This window comes from Saccharospirillum mangrovi, from assembly GCF_003367315.1.
GTDB classification, from domain to species: Bacteria; Pseudomonadota; Gammaproteobacteria; order Pseudomonadales; family Natronospirillaceae; genus Saccharospirillum; species Saccharospirillum mangrovi.
In genome coordinates this window covers 3,480,626-3,499,261 of the sequence record NZ_CP031415.1, presented here as the reverse complement: position 1 = coordinate 3,499,261, position 18,636 = coordinate 3,480,626, and the positions used below count along the sequence as shown (strand labels likewise).

General features: G+C 59.3%; 19 protein-coding genes. 10 read left to right on the top strand and 9 right to left on the bottom strand.

The features are described 5' to 3' along the window. Positions 1–102 precede the first annotated feature (102 nt). From DW349_RS16370 to DW349_RS16355, 4 genes are all read left to right on the top strand, one after another. Entirely contained in the window at positions 103–1,029 is a 927-nt protein-coding gene (locus DW349_RS16370) for an ABC transporter ATP-binding protein (RefSeq protein WP_108124256.1), read from the top strand. 15 nt (positions 1,030–1,044) lie between these two features. Continuing rightward, positions 1,045–1,806, top strand: coding sequence for an ABC transporter permease (locus tag DW349_RS16365; protein WP_108124255.1), 762 nt, complete (start codon positions 1,045–1,047; stop codon positions 1,804–1,806). Between the two features lie 64 nt (positions 1,807–1,870). Beyond that, on the top strand, positions 1,871–2,941 hold the full coding sequence (locus DW349_RS16360; protein ID WP_108124254.1) for a hypothetical protein: 1,071 nt from the start codon (positions 1,871–1,873) through the stop codon (positions 2,939–2,941). Then, complete coding sequence (locus DW349_RS16355; protein WP_157954236.1) at positions 2,932–3,492, top strand: DUF922 domain-containing Zn-dependent protease; 561 nt, start codon at positions 2,932–2,934, stop codon at positions 3,490–3,492. The genes DW349_RS16360 and DW349_RS16355 overlap by 10 nt, the downstream gene beginning before the upstream one ends. A gap of 25 nt (positions 3,493–3,517) precedes the next feature. Here DW349_RS16355 and DW349_RS16350 read toward each other — a convergent pair whose 3' ends face one another. The 3 genes from DW349_RS16350 to pdxR form a co-directional block, all read right to left on the bottom strand. Further along, the gene (locus tag DW349_RS16350) at positions 3,518–3,760 is read right to left on the bottom strand and encodes a hypothetical protein (protein WP_108124252.1); all 243 of its coding nucleotides are present in this window, start codon (positions 3,758–3,760) and stop codon (positions 3,518–3,520) included. Between the two features lie 2 nt (positions 3,761–3,762). Next, positions 3,763–4,074: a 4a-hydroxytetrahydrobiopterin dehydratase gene (locus tag DW349_RS16345; protein ID WP_108124251.1), complete on the bottom strand. Its 312-nt coding sequence runs from the start codon at positions 4,072–4,074 to the stop codon at positions 3,763–3,765. Between the two features lie 144 nt (positions 4,075–4,218). Further along, entirely contained in the window at positions 4,219–5,658 is a 1,440-nt protein-coding gene (pdxR, locus tag DW349_RS16340; protein WP_108124250.1) for a MocR-like pyridoxine biosynthesis transcription factor PdxR, read from the bottom strand. A gap of 89 nt (positions 5,659–5,747) precedes the next feature. Between pdxR and DW349_RS16335 the strand changes: the two genes are divergently transcribed. The 5 genes from DW349_RS16335 (at position 5,748) to DW349_RS17480 (ending at position 8,947) form a co-directional block, all read left to right on the top strand. Further along, entirely contained in the window at positions 5,748–6,347 is a 600-nt protein-coding gene (locus DW349_RS16335; RefSeq protein WP_108124249.1) for a pyridoxamine 5'-phosphate oxidase family protein, read from the top strand. Between the two features lie 181 nt (positions 6,348–6,528). Then, a complete protein-coding gene (locus DW349_RS16330) occupies positions 6,529–7,437 on the top strand; it encodes an SDR family NAD(P)-dependent oxidoreductase (protein ID WP_108124248.1) in 909 nt (302 codons plus the stop codon). Between the two features lie 86 nt (positions 7,438–7,523). Further along, positions 7,524–8,270: a hypothetical protein gene (locus tag DW349_RS16325; RefSeq protein ID WP_157954235.1), complete on the top strand. Its 747-nt coding sequence runs from the start codon at positions 7,524–7,526 to the stop codon at positions 8,268–8,270. After that, on the top strand, positions 8,267–8,695 hold the full coding sequence (gene rimI, locus DW349_RS16320; RefSeq protein ID WP_108124246.1) for a ribosomal protein S18-alanine N-acetyltransferase: 429 nt from the start codon (positions 8,267–8,269) through the stop codon (positions 8,693–8,695). The genes DW349_RS16325 and rimI overlap by 4 nt, the downstream gene beginning before the upstream one ends. Before the next feature lie 87 nt (positions 8,696–8,782). Further along, entirely contained in the window at positions 8,783–8,947 is a 165-nt protein-coding gene (locus DW349_RS17480) for a hypothetical protein (RefSeq protein ID WP_198650406.1), read from the top strand. A 23-nt stretch (positions 8,948–8,970) separates the two neighbouring features. Here the strand turns inward: DW349_RS17480 and DW349_RS16315 are convergent, their stop codons facing one another. The 6 genes from DW349_RS16315 to gtfA form a co-directional block, all read right to left on the bottom strand. Further along, positions 8,971–10,038: a LacI family DNA-binding transcriptional regulator gene (locus DW349_RS16315; protein WP_108124245.1), complete on the bottom strand. Its 1,068-nt coding sequence runs from the start codon at positions 10,036–10,038 to the stop codon at positions 8,971–8,973. Between the two features lie 43 nt (positions 10,039–10,081). Next, positions 10,082–11,683, bottom strand: a complete 1,602-nt coding sequence (locus tag DW349_RS16310; protein ID WP_108124244.1) for an alpha-amylase family glycosyl hydrolase — start codon at positions 11,681–11,683, stop codon at positions 10,082–10,084. Positions 11,684–11,688: 5 nt separating this feature from the next. Beyond that, positions 11,689–12,840, bottom strand: coding sequence for a carbohydrate ABC transporter permease (locus DW349_RS16305; protein WP_108124243.1), 1,152 nt, complete (start codon positions 12,838–12,840; stop codon positions 11,689–11,691). A 10-nt stretch (positions 12,841–12,850) separates the two neighbouring features. Continuing rightward, positions 12,851–13,858 carry a carbohydrate ABC transporter permease gene (locus DW349_RS16300; protein WP_108124242.1) on the bottom strand — a complete coding sequence of 336 codons (1,008 nt, stop codon included), beginning with the start codon at positions 13,856–13,858 and terminating at the stop codon, positions 12,851–12,853. A gap of 106 nt (positions 13,859–13,964) precedes the next feature. Continuing rightward, positions 13,965–15,302: an ABC transporter substrate-binding protein gene (locus tag DW349_RS16295; protein ID WP_108124241.1), complete on the bottom strand. Its 1,338-nt coding sequence runs from the start codon at positions 15,300–15,302 to the stop codon at positions 13,965–13,967. Positions 15,303–15,564: 262 nt separating this feature from the next. Continuing rightward, positions 15,565–17,037, bottom strand: coding sequence for a sucrose phosphorylase (gene gtfA / locus DW349_RS16290; protein ID WP_108124240.1), 1,473 nt, complete (start codon positions 17,035–17,037; stop codon positions 15,565–15,567). Positions 17,038–17,214: 177 nt separating this feature from the next. Between gtfA and DW349_RS16285 the strand changes: the two genes are divergently transcribed. Further along, the gene (locus DW349_RS16285) at positions 17,215–18,630 is read left to right on the top strand and encodes a methyl-accepting chemotaxis protein (protein ID WP_157954234.1); all 1,416 of its coding nucleotides are present in this window, start codon (positions 17,215–17,217) and stop codon (positions 18,628–18,630) included. The last annotated feature ends 6 nt before the right edge of the window (positions 18,631–18,636 follow it).

Genomic DNA, 18,636 nt, shown 5'->3' with positions numbered 1-18,636 from the left:
TGAAAGACAGGGCTTTGCCACCATTGTCGGCTCTCCATTCGTCGTTGCGTGTTCGGCCGTCTTGTTGCCTGGCCGGGTCGTGACCCACGCTTAGGAGTGTGCATGGCGTCCATCATCTCCATCGAAAATCTCACCAAGACCTACGAATCCGGTTTCCAAGCGCTTAAAGGCATCAATCTCGACATCGAACAGGGTGAAATTTTTGCGCTGCTCGGCCCCAACGGTGCCGGTAAAACCACGCTGATCAGCATCATCTGTGGCCTGGTCAACCCAAGCGGCGGCCAGGTGCGCGCCGATGGTTTCGACATCATTCGCGAGTACCGCCAGGCGCGTTCCAAAATCGGACTGGTGCCGCAGGAATTGACCACCAACGCTTTCGAATCGGTCTGGGATACCGTCAGTTTCACGCGCGGATTGTTCGGTAAAGCGCCTAACCCGGCGCACATCGAAAAAGTGCTGCGCGATCTGTCGCTGTGGGACAAGCGCAACGACCGCCTGATGGCGTTGTCCGGCGGTATGAAACGCCGCGTGATGATCGCCAAGGCGCTGTCGCACGAACCGCGCATTCTGTTTCTGGATGAACCGACCGCCGGTGTCGATGTCGAACTGCGCCGCGAAATGTGGGCCATGGTGCGTGAGCTGCGCGAAAGCGGCGTCACCATCATTCTGACCACGCACTACATCGAAGAAGCCGAAGAAATGGCCGACCGGGTTGGCGTGATCAACCAGGGCGAGATCGTGCTGGTCGAACAAAAACAGGACTTGATGCGTAAGCTCGGACGCCGTGAACTGCGCGTGGAATTGCGCGAAAAATTAGCTGCCATCCCGCCGGGTCTGGCAGACCGCGATCTGACGTTGAGCGACGACGGTTTCCAACTGACCTATCGCTTCGACAGCCAGCAGGACGACACCGGCATTCCGGAAATGCTCGCCACGCTCAACGACGCCGGCATCGACTACAAAGATTTGCAGACGCGGGAAAGTTCGCTCGAAGACATCTTCGTAAATCTGGTTCACGCTCAGAATTAATCGACGGGAGAGTCCATGAATTTTTATTCCATTCGCGCCATCTACCTGTTCGAAATGGCGCGCACCTGGCGCACGATTTTGCAGAGCGTCGCCACGCCGGTCATTTCCACTTCGTTGTACTTTGTCGTCTTCGGTTCGGCCATCGGTTCGCGCATGGTGGAAATCGATGGCGTCAGTTACGGCGCCTTTATTGTTCCCGGGCTGATCATGCTGACGCTGTTGATGCAAAGCATCAGCAACGCTTCGTTCGGCATCTACATGCCGAAGTTTTCCGGCACCATTTATGAAGTGTTGTCGGCACCGGTTTCCTATCTGGAAATTCTGATCGGTTACGTTGGTGCAGCGGCGAGCAAGTCGGTGATTCTCGGTCTGATCATTTTGATCACCGCCACCTTCTTTGTGGATTATTCCATCGACCATCCGTTCTGGATGTTCAGCTTCCTGGTGCTGACGGCGATCACGTTCAGTTTCCTCGGTTTCATCATCGGCATCTGGGCCGATGGCTTCGAGAAACTGCAAATCGTGCCGATGATGATCGTCACCCCGCTGGTGTTTTTGGGTGGCACTTTTTATTCCATCGACATGCTGCCGCCGTTCTGGCAAGGCGTGACGTTGCTGAACCCGGTGGTGTATCTGGTCAGTGGTTTCCGCTGGAGTTTCTACGGTCTGTCTGACGTGCACGTCGGCATCAGCATCGCCATGACGTTTGGTTTTCTGGCACTGTTTGTCGGCATCGTCTGGTGGATTTTCCGCACCGGCTACAAACTGAAAAGCTAAATGCCCTCGCTGTCGGCAACGCATGATTTGTTAGACTGCGCTCAGTCATCTGATTGAGTCCATCATGCGTTGCTGCCTCTTCCTGATCGTTCTGTTTTTCCTGTCGCCGCTGCGCGCTGAAACCTCAACCGCGCCCTGGCTGCAAGTGGTGCGCGACACGCCCTATGTGTTCAGCGCCGGCCTGTACGACAACCTCGCCACCATTCGACGTTGGGTGCTGCTCGGCGAAAGCTATTGCATCGAATCGCAACGTCATTTGCTGTTCGACCAACGCGGTCGTTTTCTCACCTGGTTCGATAACCCCGGCGATGTTGCCGCCAATCAGATTGAATTGAATGCGGTGCGCGAACGGTTGTATCGCGACGGCGAAGTGCACCGCTGGATTGCCGGCAGCGCTACTGAAACCGGCTACCCCTTTGCGTTGCGATGCGACCAGCCGCATGTCGATTTAGCGGCTTCGCTGGATCGCCTGTTGGGCACCACTGAAGAAGACCGCGTGTGGGGCACTTGGGATGGCATTACCGCCGGCTCGCCCGAGCAGCCGTGGTCGCTGGCCGAAGTGGTGATCGAGGTGATGCAGACGCAGGCGAAACGGCGCGGCTATGACATTACCCCGGCGATGCAACGCGCCTTCCTCGGCCAGATTCTGATTGAAAGCGGCGCGCGCAAACGGTCGTTTTCGGCGGCGCAGGCGGTGGGTTTATTGCAGTTGCGGCCGGAAGTATTGGCCGATTGCGAACTGGCGGAGCGCTTTTATTTGCATCGCATGGCGCAGGTCGATTGCGCGGTGCGGCTGTACCAGCAAAACGACCGCAATTTGCGCCCGGCGTTTGAGCAACGTTTCGGTGATCTGCCGCAGCTCAAACGCGAGCGACTGTATTCGTTGCTGTTGGTGCAGGCCTATCACGGCGGCATCGGTCGGATGCTGGCGTTACTGGGTGACGGCGAAGAAGGCCGTGCCGGTCGTGAACTGGCGGCCGACGCCGAACGCTACAGCGCCGAAGATCTGGCGCTGGGGTTGGTGTTTCACAACCTCGGCCGCATTAGCTTGGGCCTCGATTCGCTGTACTACAGCGTCGATGTCGCCATTGCCGCTGAGGCGGTGTGCAACGCGGAGCCGGGCCTGTGTTCCTAAGATGCGGGCTGGTTGTTGTGTTGCTGGCATGGATGATGTCGGCGCGGGCTGAGGTGTCGGTTCAATTTGAGCAGCAAGGCTATCCGGTAGCGGTGCGCACCGACGAAACGCTGCGCCAGGCGCTGGATCGCAGCTCGCCCATCCGGCAGCGCGGCCAGGTGTTTTATGGTCAGACATTGTGGCAGGTGCATTGGCAATTCTGGTGGCAACCGACGCCACAACGCTGCGCGATAGAACGCACCGCTATTCAGGTTGAGGTGCAGATGCAGCTGCCGGAATGGACCTCGGGTCGCGCTGACCAGCGAGCTGAATTTGATGCCTTTGTCGCGGCGCTGGAGCGCCATGAACGCGGCCATCAGCAACTGGCCGAAGCGGCCGGCCGGGCCATTGACGATGCCTTATTAGCGATGCCGCCAGCCGACAATTGTGCGCAGTTGGAAGTGCAAGCCAAGACGTTGGCACAGCGTGTTTTGGACGATTATCGCGAACGCGAATTCGATTACGACTTCCGCACCAACCACGGCGAAACCCAAGGCGCTTGGTTGAAATAAAAAGCCGCCTGGTTGGATTAAGCCGCTACAGCGGGTGCGCCTTGTCCTGCCAATACACCACCCAGCTTTGGTCGCGCACAAAATGATTCACCGCCTGCATCGACGGAAACCATTCGCTGAGTAATACCTCGGCGTGTGGGTCGGCGTCGCGATAGACCATAACGAAAAAGCCGTCTTCTAATTCATCGCGGCTGATGTGGCAAAAGCCACGGTAGTGATTGCCTTCAACGATCTCGCCAAAGCAATCCAACAGCACCTGAACCGACATCGTTAACGCCGCTCGCCAGCGAGGCGGTCCAGTTCGTGCGCCAGGTCGAAATCGCGTTCGGACAGGCCGTCGACTTCGTGGGTCGTCAGTTGCACGGTGACGGTTTTGTAGACGTTGCGCCAATCCGGGTGGTGATTGTGTTTTTCGATCACCAGGGCGGCGCTGCTCATAAAGCCGAAGGCGTGGATAAAATCAGCGAACTGGTAGGTCTTGGTCAGTTGCCCGTCTTCGATGTGCCAAGCGTGAGTCGATTTGGAATTCAGCGAATGCAGCGCGGTTTGGCTTTCAGTGTCGGTGTAGCGTTTGATGGTCATGGCGGTCTCCTTGGATGTCGGAGGGCCTTTACCTTAACAAGCTTAGAAGGGAGACGCGAAACGGGAGACGCTAACTCGCGTCTTCCGTCTTCCGTCTTCCGTCTTCCGTCTTCCGTCCTCCGTCTCCCGTTAAGCGTTCAGCGGCTAAGGCAACGCCGCAACGGCGGCGACGCCCTGGCGAATCTCAACCTCACTGGCGTTGGCGAAACCAATCACCAGGCCCGTACGTTGCGGCGTTTCCAGGGCGTATTCGCTCAGCGCCAGCGGGCCGAAGCCGGCTTGCTGCATGGCGTTGGCCCAGGCACGGTCGTCGCCGTTGCGTTCCAGCACCAGATGCATGCCAGCGCTTTCGGCGACGGCGCGAAACTGGCCGCTGAGACGTTGCTCAATCTGTTCATTCAACTGTTGCCACTTGCCGTGATAGTGCTGACGCATGCGGCGTAAATGGCGGGCGAAATGGCCCTGTTCGATAAAGGCAGCGGTTACCGCCTGAGTCAGCAACGGTGATTCACCGGCGTGAATGCGTTTGAGCTGGGTGAAGGCGTCGACCAGATCCGGCGGCACCACCAGATAGCCCAGTCGCAACGCGGGAAACAACGTCTTGCTGAAACTGCCGACGTAGAGCACCGGAGCATTGTCGACCAGACCCTGAATGGCGGCGATGGGTTTGTTGATGAAATGGAATTCGCTGTCGTAGTCGTCCTCGATGATCCAGGTGCCGGTGCGCGCCGCCCAGTCGAGCAATTGCAGCCGCTGGCTGATGTCGAGAATACCGCCCAAGGGGTACTGATGCGTTGGCGTGCAGTAGAGCAGTTTGGCGTCGGTCTGAGCGGGCAGTTGGTTGAGATCGAGCACGGTGTCGGCCAGTGGCACGGCCTGCAGCGTCACGCCCGGTTTTGACAGCGCAAAGCGCGCACCGCGATAGCCCGGGTTTTCGATCAGCACGCGGTCGCCCGGGTGCAAAAACAGTTCACCGATCAGCGACAGCGCCTGCTGCGCGCCCTGCGTCACAATCACTTGCTCGGCCTGGCAACGCACACCGCGCGACTGGCGCAGATAATCGGCAATGGCCTGACGCAGCGGCGCGTAGCCCTGGTAGCTGTCGTAATTGAGCAGCGAGCGGCGGTTTTCCTGTTGATGTTGCAGCCGATTCCAGATCGCTAACGGAAAGGCATCGCTGTCGGGCAGGCCCGGTGTGAACGGCCGATTGGCCTCATCGGTGTCGCGCTGGCTGGCCGGTCGATTGAGCGTGGGCGGTGGCGGCCGTGCGCTTTGGCGCTTTGTGGCGGTGGGGGTCGGGCTCAGTGGTTTTGGTGGCGGGCGTAAATCGACAAAGGTGCCCGAACGCGGTTGGTGGCGAATAAAACCTTCGGCCTGCAACTGGTCGTACACCGCCAGCACGGTGTTGCGCGCAATCGACAGATCCGACGCCAGCAGACGGCTCGATGGCAGCCGGTCGCCCGGTTGCAGCCGGCCATCCAGAATGCGTTGGCTGAGTGCCAGATAGAGCTGCGCCTGCAACGGCTGGCCGCTGTAAGCAGGGTCGAGCAGATGCAGATCGGTCAACGGCAGGCTGGTGGTCATTCTGGTTCCATCAGTTATTGGTATCTGGTTCTTTTGATAAGTCCAGATGGCGATAGGCTGATGCTAACTCACCGCCACGGAGACCCGCAATGCCCCGCCAGACTCATCAGGATGCCAGCGAAACCGAACTGGCTTTTTGCCCACGCAGCCAGGTGCGACGCAGCGCCAAGAACGCCAGTTACGAACGGGCGTCGATTTATCAACTGATCGACGATCTGAAAACGGCGCATCTGGGATTTGTTGAAAACGGCGAGCCGCGCGTTATTCCGATCACGTGCTGGCGGGTGGACGACGATCTGTACATTCACACCGGCAACAAAGGCCGTTTGGCAAAACATCTGCAAAGCGGCCAGTTGGTGGTGTTGTCGTTTGCCGAATGCAGCGAATGGGTGATGTCGAAATCGGCCTATCACCACAGCGCCAACTACCGCTCAGCCGTGCTCTATTGCCACGCCGAAACGGTGACCGACGAAGCCGAATTCGACGCCGCTTTCCGGGTGTTGATCAACCAGCTCGAAGACGGCCGTTGGGACGCAGTGCGGCCGCCGAACCGCCAGGAACGCAAAGCCACAGTGCTGGTGCGTTTGCCGATGAACGAAGGCGCATTCAAGGCACGCACCGGCGGGCCGAACGAAGAACCGGAAGATCTGTCCTTGCCGGTCTGGCACGGCACGATGCCGGCGCGTTAGCCGGTAAAAATGGTTATTTGAGACATAATCGAGGGTGCAAGTGTGACGCTCTTAACGCTTGCACTGTGAACAATGTTCAAAGACACTGATCGGCGTAGCTCAGGCAAGCGCGCCTTTCGGTGTTAAAAAGTGAACCCGAACTGCCCGCTTAGCGTACTCATGGACGAACGGAAACGCTGAGATGAGCATGTTAGATACCCTCAAAGATTATTCGATCGTCTATTCCTTCGACCGCAGTGGCTTTGCGCGCCACGCGCGGCAATTTTCCCCCATTGAAGACAGCCACCTGATTGGCAAACGCTATCTGGTTACCGGCGGCACCAGTGGCATTGGTGCGGCACTGGCGCAGCGTCTGGCCGAGGCGGGCGCTGAGGTGTTGGTGACCGGTCGCAGCCGGAGTCGGTTTGAACAGTCCGGGCTGGAATCGTTGGGTGTGGGCTACATCCCGTTGGATATGGCCGATTTTCATCAGGTCATGCAATTGAAGCTGCCACCCATTGATGGTCTGGTCTGCAACGCCGGCGGCATGCCCGGTCAATTGCAGTTGGTGAACGACGAATTCGATCAGATTTTTGCCTCGCAAGTGGTGGGCCATTACCTGTTGATGCGTCGCTGTATTGAAAGCGGCCTGCTGACGCCCGGTGGCAGTCTGCATTTCACTTCCAGCGGCGGTATGTATCTGAAACGCCTCGATCTCGACGATCTGTGCTGGCAGGAAGACGGTTACGACAAAGTTAAATCCTACGCCAACGCCAAACGCGCCCAGGTCATTCTTAATGAGGAACTGGCGCGGCGTTATCCGGATTTCATCTTTTCGGCATCTCACCCCGGCTGGGTCGGTACCCAGGCATTGCAGGAAGCCCTGCCCGGTTTCGCCCGGCATTTTTCCAAGCGTCTGCGCAGCGACGAAGAAGGCGCCGACACCATCTACTGGTGTCTGTGTGAGGGCGAAAAACTGCCCAGCGGCGAATTCTGGTTCGATCGCCAAAGCCGCCCCGTCTACGCCTTCCCCTGGACCCGCGAAAGCTACACCAGCCGCCAACGCCTGATGACGTTGTGTGCGACCGTTTGGGCGGAAACGCTGGGCTGAATAAACGGCCGCCGTCGTTGTCGCCTCAAGGCAGGGCGCGTATATTGAGCGGCTCATTTTCGACCGCTTCGACCCCGCATCGCGCCATGCCGTCCTTTACTCCGTTGCCAGAATCCAGTCGCCGCCATTACCTGAACGCCATGGGCATTGAGTCCTGGTATCCGCGGGTGCGGTTGCCAGCGGCGCCGGAACCACTGCTGTTCGATCTGGACGACACCGAGCCCGCGCCAACACCGATGGCGCAGGCCGCCGCACCAACACCGGCGGTAGAACGCCCGGCACAAACAACCGCCGTACCGCGCCTTGAAATGCCGAGTGCCAAAGCGCCGGCCGCTCAATCCGAACCCGACGTCGCTCCGGCGGCCAAAGCGCAAGTGGCGCCGGCTGTGCCGCGCTTTGTGTTGTCGCTCAGTGTGGTCGGGCCGTTTTTGATTGCCGATACGCTGGCGCGCGGCCTGGAGCAACCGACGTCCGACGGCCAGCAATTGTTGCTGAACATTCTCGCGGCCTTGGGCGTGAGCGCTGATGAAGTGCGCACTCATCATGTCATTCAATGGCCGCTGTTCACCAATCCGCGTGTCGATCAGGGCCTGACGCAGGCGCGGCTCTATGTCGATGAAAAACTGGAGCAGTTCATCCGCCAGTTTCAGCCGACGCACCTGTTGTCGTTCGGCGCGGTGCTGCCGCGTCTGCACGACTGGCAACAACCGCAGGGCGACCACCTCGGTTTGCCCTGGCTGGGGTTGCCGTCGCTGTACCGCATGTTGTCTGAACCCGGTGAAAAAGCCGTGGCCTGGCAACGCCTCAAACCGCTGGTGCCCACCCAGCAATGACCTTGCTGCCGGCGCGGGTCGACGCTTTTAACGAACTGGTTCTGCTCGATGCCGACGCCGGGCCACATCCCTGGTCTGTACTGGCGTTGCAACGTGCGCTGAACGAAGCGCGGGTCTGGCAATTCGATAACGGCGGCGAGCGCGTGGGATTTCTGGTGGCTGAAACGGTGCTGGACGAAAGCACGTTACTGCATCTGGCCGTCGCCAAGGCGCACCAGGGCCAGGGCGTGGCAAGCCAGGCGCTGAAATTCTGGCTGGCGCAGTTGCGCCAGGTCGGGCAACGGCGTTGTTTGCTGGAAGTGCGCCCGAGCAACGCGGCGGCGATAGCGGTTTATCGCAAGCTCGGTTTTGCAGACATCGGCCAGCGGCGGCGTTATTACCCCGATGGCGAAGATGCGTTGGTGATGGCGCTGGATCTGCTCTGACGATGGCTGAACAGGCGTGACTTTCGGGGGCTGAACTCAGCGCCGTGTCGCTCTAGCCTGAATGCACTGAAACAGAGGAGAAAAGCGATGCGTGAAGTGCGTTACGAAGTGATCAAACAAGGGGTGTCGTTCGGCACGGTGCTGGCGATTGTGTTGTCGTGGAGCGCCAACAAATCAATTTTGTGGGCGATCATTCACGGCATTCTCAGTTGGATTTACGTGATTTATTTCGCGCTGTTCAAATCGGTCTGACGGCGCGTTTCAGGCAGTTCGGTTCAGGCCGTTTCCCGAATCTGCAATTGCGTCGGCAGGACGCGACTCTCAAAGCGCTCCGGGTTGAGCGCCATCATGGCCGCCAAGCGGCCTTTTTCGATGCTCGGCTGGTAGACGGTGGTGATGGCCGGATGGCCGCGCCGAGCTTCGGAAATGTCATCGAAACCGACGATTTTTAAATCTTCCGGCACGCGAATGTCCAGATCGCGCGCCACGCTCAAGGCCGCCAGCGCCAACTGATCCGACATGCAAAACAACGCCTTCGGGCGTGGCTCACTCAACAGCGCTTCGCGCGCGGCTTTAACGCCGTCGGACCAATTGCTTTCGTGCGTGTTCCATACCTGATCGGCCAGAATTTCTGCGCCCACTTCGGCGGCGGCGTCGCGATAGGCGTCCAGCCGTTGCCGTGAAATGGAGGTGGCGGCGTCGATCATGTCGACTTCTTTAACGCGGCCGATGGTGTCGGACTGAATCAACCGCAAGCCGATAACCGCTACCGGCGCATCGCCACCAATCTGGCGATAAATATGCTGGGCCGCCTGCTTGGCGCCGCCGTAGTTGTCGATGTTCAGCGACAGATGATTGCCCAGCGTGAAATCAACGGTGACCACCGGCTTGTGTTGACGTTCCAGACGTTGAATGACGCTTAAATCGCGCGGCGGGCCGTAGATGATGAAACGGTCGGGAATCGATTCCATCGATTGCTGGTGATAGAAATCGTCGCGGCCGGGCATCAGCAACAGGTTCACCCGGGCGTCGTCGAGCACTTCGGCCACGCCTTGCAGAAATTCGGTGGCGCAGGCGTCGCGGAAGTTATAGGCCAGACGTTCGGCCAGCATCACACCAACCACGCCAGTGGCGCCGGTGCGCAAACTGCGCGCAGCCGGGTTCGGGCCGTGGTAACCGAGGCGCTCGCATTCGCTGAGAATGCGGTCACGCAGCACGGCGGACAGCTGGTCCGGTCGGTTGAACGCATTGGAGATGGATGCCGTCGACACGCCCAGGGCGTCGGCGACGGCTTTCAAGGTCATGCGTTTGGCTGGTGTTTTATTTTTGTTAATCACACGCATTGTGTCCGCCAGGAAAAACGCCGGCGCGCTGGCCGGCGTCCGCTTACTCGGTCCAGGCTGCCAGAGTGTAAGCCGGTATCCGGCCGGAGCCGGCGGGCTGGAAGCCCGGAACCTCAACGGCTTGACCCGATACCTCAACCGGCAATTCGCGGCTGGTCATGTTCAGCGCGATGACCAGGCTTTCGCCATCGGCCACGCGGCGGAACAACAGCAGGTCCGGGTCGCTGTCGAGCCATTCAAAACGGCCGTCTTTCAACGCCGGATGCTGACGACGCCAGGCCAATAACTGCCGGCTGAAGTTGAGCATGGAATCGGCATTGAGCTTCTGTTCGCCGACCGCCAACTGACGATGAATCGGTTCGATCGGCAGCCAGGGGTGTCCGTCGGAGGTAAAACCGCCCATGGCTTCGTTGATCCACGGCATCGGGGTGCGGCAACCGTCACGGCCTTTGAATTCCGGCCAGAATTCGATGCCGAACGGGTCTTGCAGCAGCTCGAACGGTACCTCGGCTTCGGGCAGACCTAATTCTTCGCCCTGATAAATACAGGGGCTGCCGCGCATCGTTGTCAGCAACGCTAAAGTGGTGCGCACATAGGCTTTGGGATTTTCGGCGTCTTTGCCCCAACGGCTGGCGGAACGCTCGACGTCGTGGTTGCTCAATGCAAAGCACGGCCAGCCGTCGCCCAGATTCTGCTCGACCTTTTCCATGGTGTTGCGGATGTGTTCGATGCTGTGCGGCTTGTCGAGCAATTCGAAGGTGTACGCCATGTGCAGCTTGTCGCCGCCGGAGGTGTATTGCGCCATGTATTTCATGCCGCCCGGCGCGCCGATTTCACCGACGGTGGTGGTGCCGGGGAATTCATCCATGACCGCACGCAGACGCTTGAGGAACTCAAGGTTGTCGTCGCGACACATCTGGTGCACGTGGTACTGACGGGTGAACGGGTTCACCGGGTCGGCACCGACGAAAACTTTTTCCGGCGAGTCGGCCAGGCCGTTGTCGGTCAGCGCCGCGTCGTGGAAGTACATGTTCACCACGTCCAGACGGAAGCCATCGACACCCAGTTCCAGCCAGAAGCGGGCGGTGTCGAGGATGGCGTTCTGCACGTCCGGATTGTGGAAGTTCAGATCCGGCTGGCTGGTCAGGAAGTTGTGCATGTAATACTGGCCACGGCGGGTGTCGAACTGCCAGGCCGGGCCGCCAAACAGCGACAACCAGTTGTTCGGCGCGGTGCCATCGGGCTTGGGATCGGCCCAGACGTACCAGTCCGATTTCGGGTTGTCGCGGCTGGCGCGGCTTTCCTTGAACCAGGCGTGCTGATCGGAGGTGTGGCTGTAAACCTGGTCAATGATGACCTTTAATCCCTTCTGGTGCGCTTGTTCGACCAACCGTTTGAAGTCGTGCAACGAACCGAACATTGGATCGACATCTTTGTAATCGGAGATGTCGTAACCAAAGTCCTTCATCGGTGAGGTAAAGAACGGCGACAGCCAGATGGCGTCGACGCCCAGCTCGGCGATGTAATCCAGGTGCGCAATTACGCCCGGAATATCGCCGATGCCGTCACCGTTGCTGTCGAAAAAAGAACGCGGATAGATCTGATAGATCACGCCACCGCGCCACCAGTTGAGATCGGCTACCACTTAAATCAGCCTCCTTTGACTGAACCGGCCAACAGGCCGCGTACGAAATAACGTTGCATGGAAATAAACACAATCAACGGCACAACCATGGTTATGAATGCGCCGGCGGTGAGGATTTCCCAGTTGTCTCCGCGTGAGCCGAGCAGTTCGACCAACTGCGCCGTCATCACGGTTTTGCCTTCGCCCTGGCCGAGGAATACCAGCGCCACCAGCAAGTCATTCCATACCCAGAGGAACTGGAAGATGGAGAACGACGCCAGCGCCGGAATCGACAACGGCAGGACAATGGTGCGGAACACGTCGAAGTGGCTGGCGCCGTCCATACGGGCGGACTCCATCACTTCTTTAGGCAGACCGGCCATGTAGTTGCGCAGCAGATAAACCGCCAGCGACAGACCGAAGGCCGTGTGCGCTAACCAGATGCCGGGGTACGACTTCGGCTCGGTGCCGAAAATGCCGCCCAGCGTGGTGTACATGCGCAGCACCGGAATCAATGAAATTTGCAGCGGTACCACCAACAGGCCGACGATGATCGCCAGAATCCACATCCGGCCTTTGAAACGCATCCAGGCCAGCGCGTAGGCGGCGAAGGCGGCGATCAGAATCGGGATGAAGGTGGATGGCAAGGTCACTGTCATGGTGTTGATAAAGGCCCGGCCCACGCCTTCGGACGCCATCACTTCCTTGTAGTTGGTCAAGGTGAAGATCGGCGGCACTTCGGCGATGTAGAACACGCGCTGACCACGGCTGTGGCTGAACGGCTCGTTGGAGACCCAACGGAAATCGCCGTTTTTCTCCAGCGTCATCTGGCTGCCGTCGTCGAGCGTGGCGGTATCGCCGGCACCGAAGGCGGTCAGGTCGGTCGGACGCAGGCTCCAGGACTGCACTTCCTTGCCCTGATCAACGTCGAAGATGTTGCTTTCAATAACGAACTGGCCGCTTTGCTCGGTCTGAGCATCGGCGGTCGGTGTGCGGTAGAACTCGTTGCTTTCGCTGGACGCCAACGCTGTCCACCAGCCGGTACGGGCCAGTTGGTCTTTGTCACGCACCGAGCTGATCAACAGGCCGAGCGTGGGAATGGTCCAGAGGGCGACCAGGATAAACACCGCCAGGTGTTTGCCGCCCACGGCCAGTAACGAAGAATTGTGGCTGCTCATGGTCGGCTCCTTATTGTTCGTCGGCGCGGGCGCGACGGATGTTGTAGAGCATGACCGGCGTCACCGCGATCATGATGACGATGGCAATGGCGCTGCCCTTGCCGATGTCGCCGGCGCGGAACAGCTGGTCATACATAAAGTTCGCCAGGACGTTCGTGTCCCATTGACCGTTGGTCATGGCAAACACGATGTCGAAGATCTTCAGTACCAGAATGGTGATGGTGGTCCACACCACGACGACGGTGCCGAAAATCTGCGGAATGACGATCTTGAAAAAGATGGAGAACTGGTTGGCGCCTTCGATGATGGCGGCTTCCAGCGTGTCTTCGGGCACGCCGCGAATGGCAGCGCCGAGAATCACCATGGCGAAACCGGTCTGGATCCACACCAGGATCACCATCAGCAGGAAGTTGTTCCAGAACGGCACGGCGATCCAGGTAACCGGTTCGCCACCGAGTGCAACGACCAGGGCATTGAGCAGACCGATTTGCTCTTCACCGGAGCCGCGGTAGTCATAAATGAATTTCCAGATAACCGACGCGCCGACGAAGGAAATCGCCATCGGCAAAAACACCAGGGTGCGGGCCAGCTTGCCCCACCACAGACGGTCGGTCATGTAGGCGATCAACAAGCCAAAACCCGTGGCCAGAGTCGGTACAAAGATGAGCCACAGAACGTTGTTGCGAACGGCGACCAGAAAATTGGGGTTCTGGAATGCCCAGGCGTAGTTTGCCAGGCCAACGAATTCGTTCGCGTTTCTGTCGAGCAGGGAGTACCACAATGACGCAAATACGGGGTACACCAGATAAACCAGTAGCAGCACAACCGCAGGTCCAACAAAGATCCAGGGGCGGATCGATTCACGCAGGTTGTCGCGCTTCATCCGGGCGGCATCGCCGGACAGAGAGTCGCTGGACAGGAAACGGTCCAGCAAGTAGTTGCTTCCAAGAAAGAAAAGGGCACTGAGCCCTATTGCCAGGGCAATAGCAATCACTGCCGTGATAATTTGCTGAGCCACAGTCGTCTCCTGACCGAACTAGGTTAAAAAGCCCGCCCCGGGGACCGGGGCGGGCGGCGTACGACGAAGCGTGGGCTCCGTCGTGACTCAGGCAGTAGGAACGCTCTTAGAGGTTTTCCCAAGCCTGTTCGATGCTGTCGGCGACGTCTTCAGCAGAATCACCACTGACGTAGTCAACCATGCCGGTCCAGAAAGCGCCGGCACCGATACCACCAGGCATCAGGTCGGAACCGTCGAAACGGAAGGTGTCAGCGTTCTGCAGGATTTCAGCCTGGCGACGCAGGGTGTCGTTGGCGAACAGATCGTTGTTGACGCCAGTGTGCGGAGTCAGGAAGCCACCGTTGATCATCCAGATTTCGTGAGCCAGCGGGGTGGTCAGGTATTCCATCAGAGCACGGGCAGCCGGGTTTTCTTTCGGCATGGTGACGACGGTGCCTGCGCCCAGAACCGGGTTACCCAGGTTTTTGGACTCGAAAGCCGGCAGGTAGAAGAAGTCGACGTCTTCACCCACTACAGTACCTTCCGGGAAGAAGGCCGGGATGAAGCTGGCCTGACGGTGCATGAAGCAGCCCGGCGGGATGTCGAACAGACCGTTGGGGCTTTCACGGAAGTCGGTGGTACCAACTGCCTGAGCGCCACCCTGAACGTAGTCGTCGTTCTTGGCGAATTGGCCGAACAGTTCGATGGCTTCAACCACGCGCGGATCGTTGAACGGGATTTCATGGCTGACCCACTGGTCGTAAACAGCCGGGGTGTTCAGACGCAACATCATGTCTTCAACCCAGTCGGTTGCCGGCCAGCCGGTGGCGGCGCCACTACCCAGACCGATACACCACGGAGTTTGGCCGTCAGCGACCATTTTGTCGGACAGAGCGATCAGCTCTTCCATGGTTTCCGGTACTTCGTAGCCGTAGTCGGCGAAGTTGTCCGGCGAGTACCACACCAAGCTCTTCAGGTCGACGCGGAAGAAGACACCGTAGAAGTTGTCTTTACCACTGGCGTCGGCATAAGTGCCCAGATCAACCCAGGACTGGCCGGCGGCGTAGTTATTCAGAACGTCGCTGCGCAGATCGCTGGACAGCGGCACCAGCAGGTTCTGGCTGGCCATGTCGGCGGCCAGACCCGGCTGCGGGAAGATCGCCAGGTTGGGCGGAGAGCCGGCCTGGAGGTCAATACGAATTTGTTGTTCGAAGCTGTCAGAACCGGAGTACTGAACGTCAGCGCCAGTGGCGGCTTCGAAATGGCTGACGATGGCATTGAAGATAGCGTTTTCCGGAGCCAACCACGGGCCGGCGACAGTAACTGTCTGGCCGGAGAGGTCCATGTCGTCGAATTTATCCAACGAGTCCCAGTGGAAACCAGCGGCACCGCGAGTCGGGTTTTCCTCAGCAGCAACGCCGGCTGCAAAGGCAGCGGTCATGGCGACGACAAGCGTCTTTTTCATCAAGGATTTTGTCATTTTTGTAGCCCTTTTCGTGCAATTGGATGTTCGCGTTTTCTCATTCAGCGCCACACACCGGGGGTGAAAAGACGCTGGGCGTGGAAAGCACGGCCGTTAGCTTAATCGTTTAAGAGCGTTTGTCACCCGCTTTTTTAGACTGATTGTTCATGATCAGCGGCGAAAGCCGGTGGCGCGGCGCTCTCAACGTTGGCGTCCTTGCCGGTGTTGAGTCTGGACGCAATATCTGAATACGCCCTGAACTCGATTACAGACTCTGTGGGCCGGCGGACCAACTCAGCAGAGGTGTTGCAGAATCGGCATCAACGATGCGAGCCGCCGGTTGGGCGAAATCCACTTCGAGCGTCAAACGGTGCTCGTTGTGGTGCCAGACTAGTCGTAACTGGCTCGCGTCCGGCTGATCCAGATCAAAGCGGCCCTGGAACGCCGGATGTTCGTTGCGCAACCGGATCAGCGCCAACAGTTGTTGCACCACCGGGCGCTGCAACTGGATGTCGACTTCCTCGCGCTGATAACAGTGGCGGTTGATGTCGCGACCGACGCCGCTGCGTTCGAGCAATGCCAGATCGTTACGACCGGCCAACAGGCCAGTGTAGTAGACCTGCGGCACGCCGGGCGCAAAGAACTGAACCGCGCGGGCGATCAGGTAATCGACATCGCGCTCACCCAAGGCGGCGTAGTAGGTGCAGTTGACCTGATACAGATCGAGATTAGACGCCGCCGCACCCGTTGCCAGTCGGCTTTCGCCGTTGGAACGTTGGTGGATGGTTTCAACCAAGGCATCGATGGCCGCGGGCGACAGCAGGCCCGGCTTGTCGCCATCGGCGCCGACGTCGATAACGCCAATGCCGTCGTGTGTGTCGAGCACGGTGATGCAGTTGCGCGGCGACACCCTCAGCCAGTTCGCCAATGGTTCGGCTTCGCCGGTGAACAGGGCGTGCAGAATCAGCGGCGGCAGTGCGAAGTCGTAGACGCGGCCGACCCGGTTGGCGATGTCGATCTGGGTCTGATAATGGCTGTGAATTTCCACCAGAGTTTCCATGCCACGCTCGGTGGCGGCCTGGCTCAGGCGGTGAATAAAGTCGAAGGTTTCCGGCAACATGAAACAGCGCGTGCCGGCCCGCTTGATGGCGTAGCCGGCGGCGTCGAGCCGAATCATCGACACACCGCCGTCACGGAAGCGATCCAGAATGCTCAGCAAATAACCCCAGCCGGCGTCGGACTCGACGTCGATGTCCAGTTGTTGCGGCGTGAAGGTGGTCCACAACAGGCGTTTTTCACCGGCGATGCTGTAGAGCGTCCACGGCAGGCTGGGACGTGGCCGATAGATGGCGGTCAAATCGCGCTCGGTGGCGCCGTTGGGGAATACGCGGTCGTAGCTGAGAAACAGATCGTGCCACTGACTGGCGCGACCATTTGCCTGAACGTCGCGGAACTGCGGCGACCGGCTGGACAGATGGTTAACGATCAAATCGGCCATTACCGGCGTGGTCTGGCTCAACGCTTTGACGTTGGACCAATCGCCCAGACGCGGATCGACGGTCAGATGATCGTCCGGATCGAAGCCGGCATCGGCGCCGTCAATCGGTGTGTAAAACGGCAGCAGATGAATGCCGCCAAACAGTCCCTGCAACGGGCCCTGCAACAAGCGGTGCAATGCCTCAAGATCGCCGCCGCTGAGACGATCAACATAGGTAATAAGCTGTACCTGATTGTTCATGCCGCCGCGCCTCCACCGAATCGGCCGGAACCCTAGTTGGCTAAATCGTTTAAGTAAAGCAGAAGCGGTGTTCAAAGGCGGTTATCTTTGAACGCAACGACACAGTGGCCTGCCAGGGCTAAAGGTTGGCGGCGGGCTGCCATTACAATGCCCGCCTTTTCTTTGATGGAGACTGACATGGTGCGTTGGTTCCTGCCGCGACGCGACGGCAATCTGGTGCGTGAAAAAGCCGTAGTGGCGTTCTGTTTTCTGGCGTTGCTGGTGGGTTTGTATTCGCTGGTGAAATGGCGCGCCTTTGGCGTGGTGGGTCTGCAAACAACAGCGGTGATTCTGATGTTGTTTGTATTGCCAGTGCCCTGGTTGGTGCGCGCCGGTGTGTCGGTGGTGCTTGGTTCCAATCTGGCGATTGCCGGTATGGCAACGCACGCGCTGTTTTCGGCCTACCTGTTTGGTGGCATCGACTCGCAGTATTTGCTCTGGCTGGTCACGCTGATTGTGCTGGCGTACATGATGACCAACCCGCTGTGGGGCTCGGTCTGGTCGATGTTGATGTTGGTGTGCGCGGGCGTTTTTGTCTGGCTGAAACTCGGCGGCCATGTCTTTCCTGAACCGCCTTTGTCGGGCAGCGATCTGAACCGCGACATCGTGGTGGGGTATCTGTTGCCGGTGATCATGATCTGGGTCGGCCAGGCTTATATGCAGCGCATCACCTTGCAGGCGGTAGACGACGCCCGCGCCGCCGAACTGGCCGCCAGTGAACACACCGACCAATTGGCTGCCGCCAGCGACCGCATGAGCGAAGTGGCCTCGCGCACCCGCGATGTCAGCGCGCGGTTGATCGACGCCACCGCTGAACTTGCCTCAGTGCGCAGCCAGGTGAATCAGGAATCGACGGCCTTGAATGACGTCAGTGCCCGCCAGGCAGGCCTCAGCCAGCAACTGGCCGACAGTCTGGCGCGGGTCGATGAAATCATGTCCGTCAGCGGCCAGACGATGGCGCAAGTCGGTACCTCGCTCGATGCGACGCGCGAGCAATCCGATCACACCCAGCGACTGGTGGCGGAACTGGTGCAGGAAATGTCGGCGATCAAAGCCAGTAACGAACGCATCGCCGAAGCGTCGCAAGCGATCAGCGACATCGCTGCGCGCACCAACTTGCTGGCATTGAACGCATCCATCGAAGCGGCGCGCGCCGGCGAACACGGCCGGGGTTTTGCTGTCGTCGCCGACGAAGTGCGGGCGCTGTCGGAAAGCTCCGACGCCTCGGCCAATGAGATTCGTGACCTGCTCGACGAAAGCGGCCAGCGCATAGCGCTCGGCATCAGCCGCAGTGAAGACAGCCAGCAGCGCGTGCACGCCGTGGCCGAACAGGTCGCGTTGATGCGTGACAACTTCGGTGAACTGGAAGAACAGCTGGGCCGCGTGGCAAGCGAAATGCAGGCGCTGGCGTCCGGCGGCAGCGAACTGAACGACAGCAGCGCTACCTCGTTGGCAACGGTGGAATCGATGACCGGCCGGTTGGCGGTTCTGGGCGAACTGGCCGATGCGTTGCAGGAAGCGGCGCAAGAGTTGCGTCAAACCACCGCCGATTAACGGGCC

Coding starts and splice junctions, on each gene's coding strand:
- DW349_RS16370 (WP_108124256.1), top strand. CDS start 103: ATGGCGTCCATCATCTCCATCGAAAATCTCACCAAGACCTACGAATCC.
- DW349_RS16365 (WP_108124255.1), top strand. CDS start 1,045: ATGAATTTTTATTCCATTCGCGCCATCTACCTGTTCGAAATGGCGCGC.
- DW349_RS16360 (WP_108124254.1), top strand. CDS start 1,871: ATGCGTTGCTGCCTCTTCCTGATCGTTCTGTTTTTCCTGTCGCCGCTG.
- DW349_RS16350 (WP_108124252.1), bottom strand. CDS start 3,760: ATGTCGGTTCAGGTGCTGTTGGATTGCTTTGGCGAGATCGTTGAAGGC.
- DW349_RS16345 (WP_108124251.1), bottom strand. CDS start 4,074: ATGACCATCAAACGCTACACCGACACTGAAAGCCAAACCGCGCTGCAT.
- pdxR (WP_108124250.1), bottom strand. CDS start 5,658: ATGACCACCAGCCTGCCGTTGACCGATCTGCATCTGCTCGACCCTGCT.
- DW349_RS16335 (WP_108124249.1), top strand. CDS start 5,748: ATGCCCCGCCAGACTCATCAGGATGCCAGCGAAACCGAACTGGCTTTT.
- DW349_RS16330 (WP_108124248.1), top strand. CDS start 6,529: ATGAGCATGTTAGATACCCTCAAAGATTATTCGATCGTCTATTCCTTC.
- DW349_RS16325 (WP_157954235.1), top strand. CDS start 7,524: ATGCCGTCCTTTACTCCGTTGCCAGAATCCAGTCGCCGCCATTACCTG.
- rimI (WP_108124246.1), top strand. CDS start 8,267: ATGACCTTGCTGCCGGCGCGGGTCGACGCTTTTAACGAACTGGTTCTG.
- DW349_RS17480 (WP_198650406.1), top strand. CDS start 8,783: ATGCGTGAAGTGCGTTACGAAGTGATCAAACAAGGGGTGTCGTTCGGC.
- DW349_RS16315 (WP_108124245.1), bottom strand. CDS start 10,038: ATGCGTGTGATTAACAAAAATAAAACACCAGCCAAACGCATGACCTTG.
- DW349_RS16305 (WP_108124243.1), bottom strand. CDS start 12,840: ATGAGCAGCCACAATTCTTCGTTACTGGCCGTGGGCGGCAAACACCTG.
- DW349_RS16295 (WP_108124241.1), bottom strand. CDS start 15,302: ATGAAAAAGACGCTTGTCGTCGCCATGACCGCTGCCTTTGCAGCCGGC.
- gtfA (WP_108124240.1), bottom strand. CDS start 17,037: ATGAACAATCAGGTACAGCTTATTACCTATGTTGATCGTCTCAGCGGC.
- DW349_RS16285 (WP_157954234.1), top strand. CDS start 17,215: ATGGTGCGTTGGTTCCTGCCGCGACGCGACGGCAATCTGGTGCGTGAA.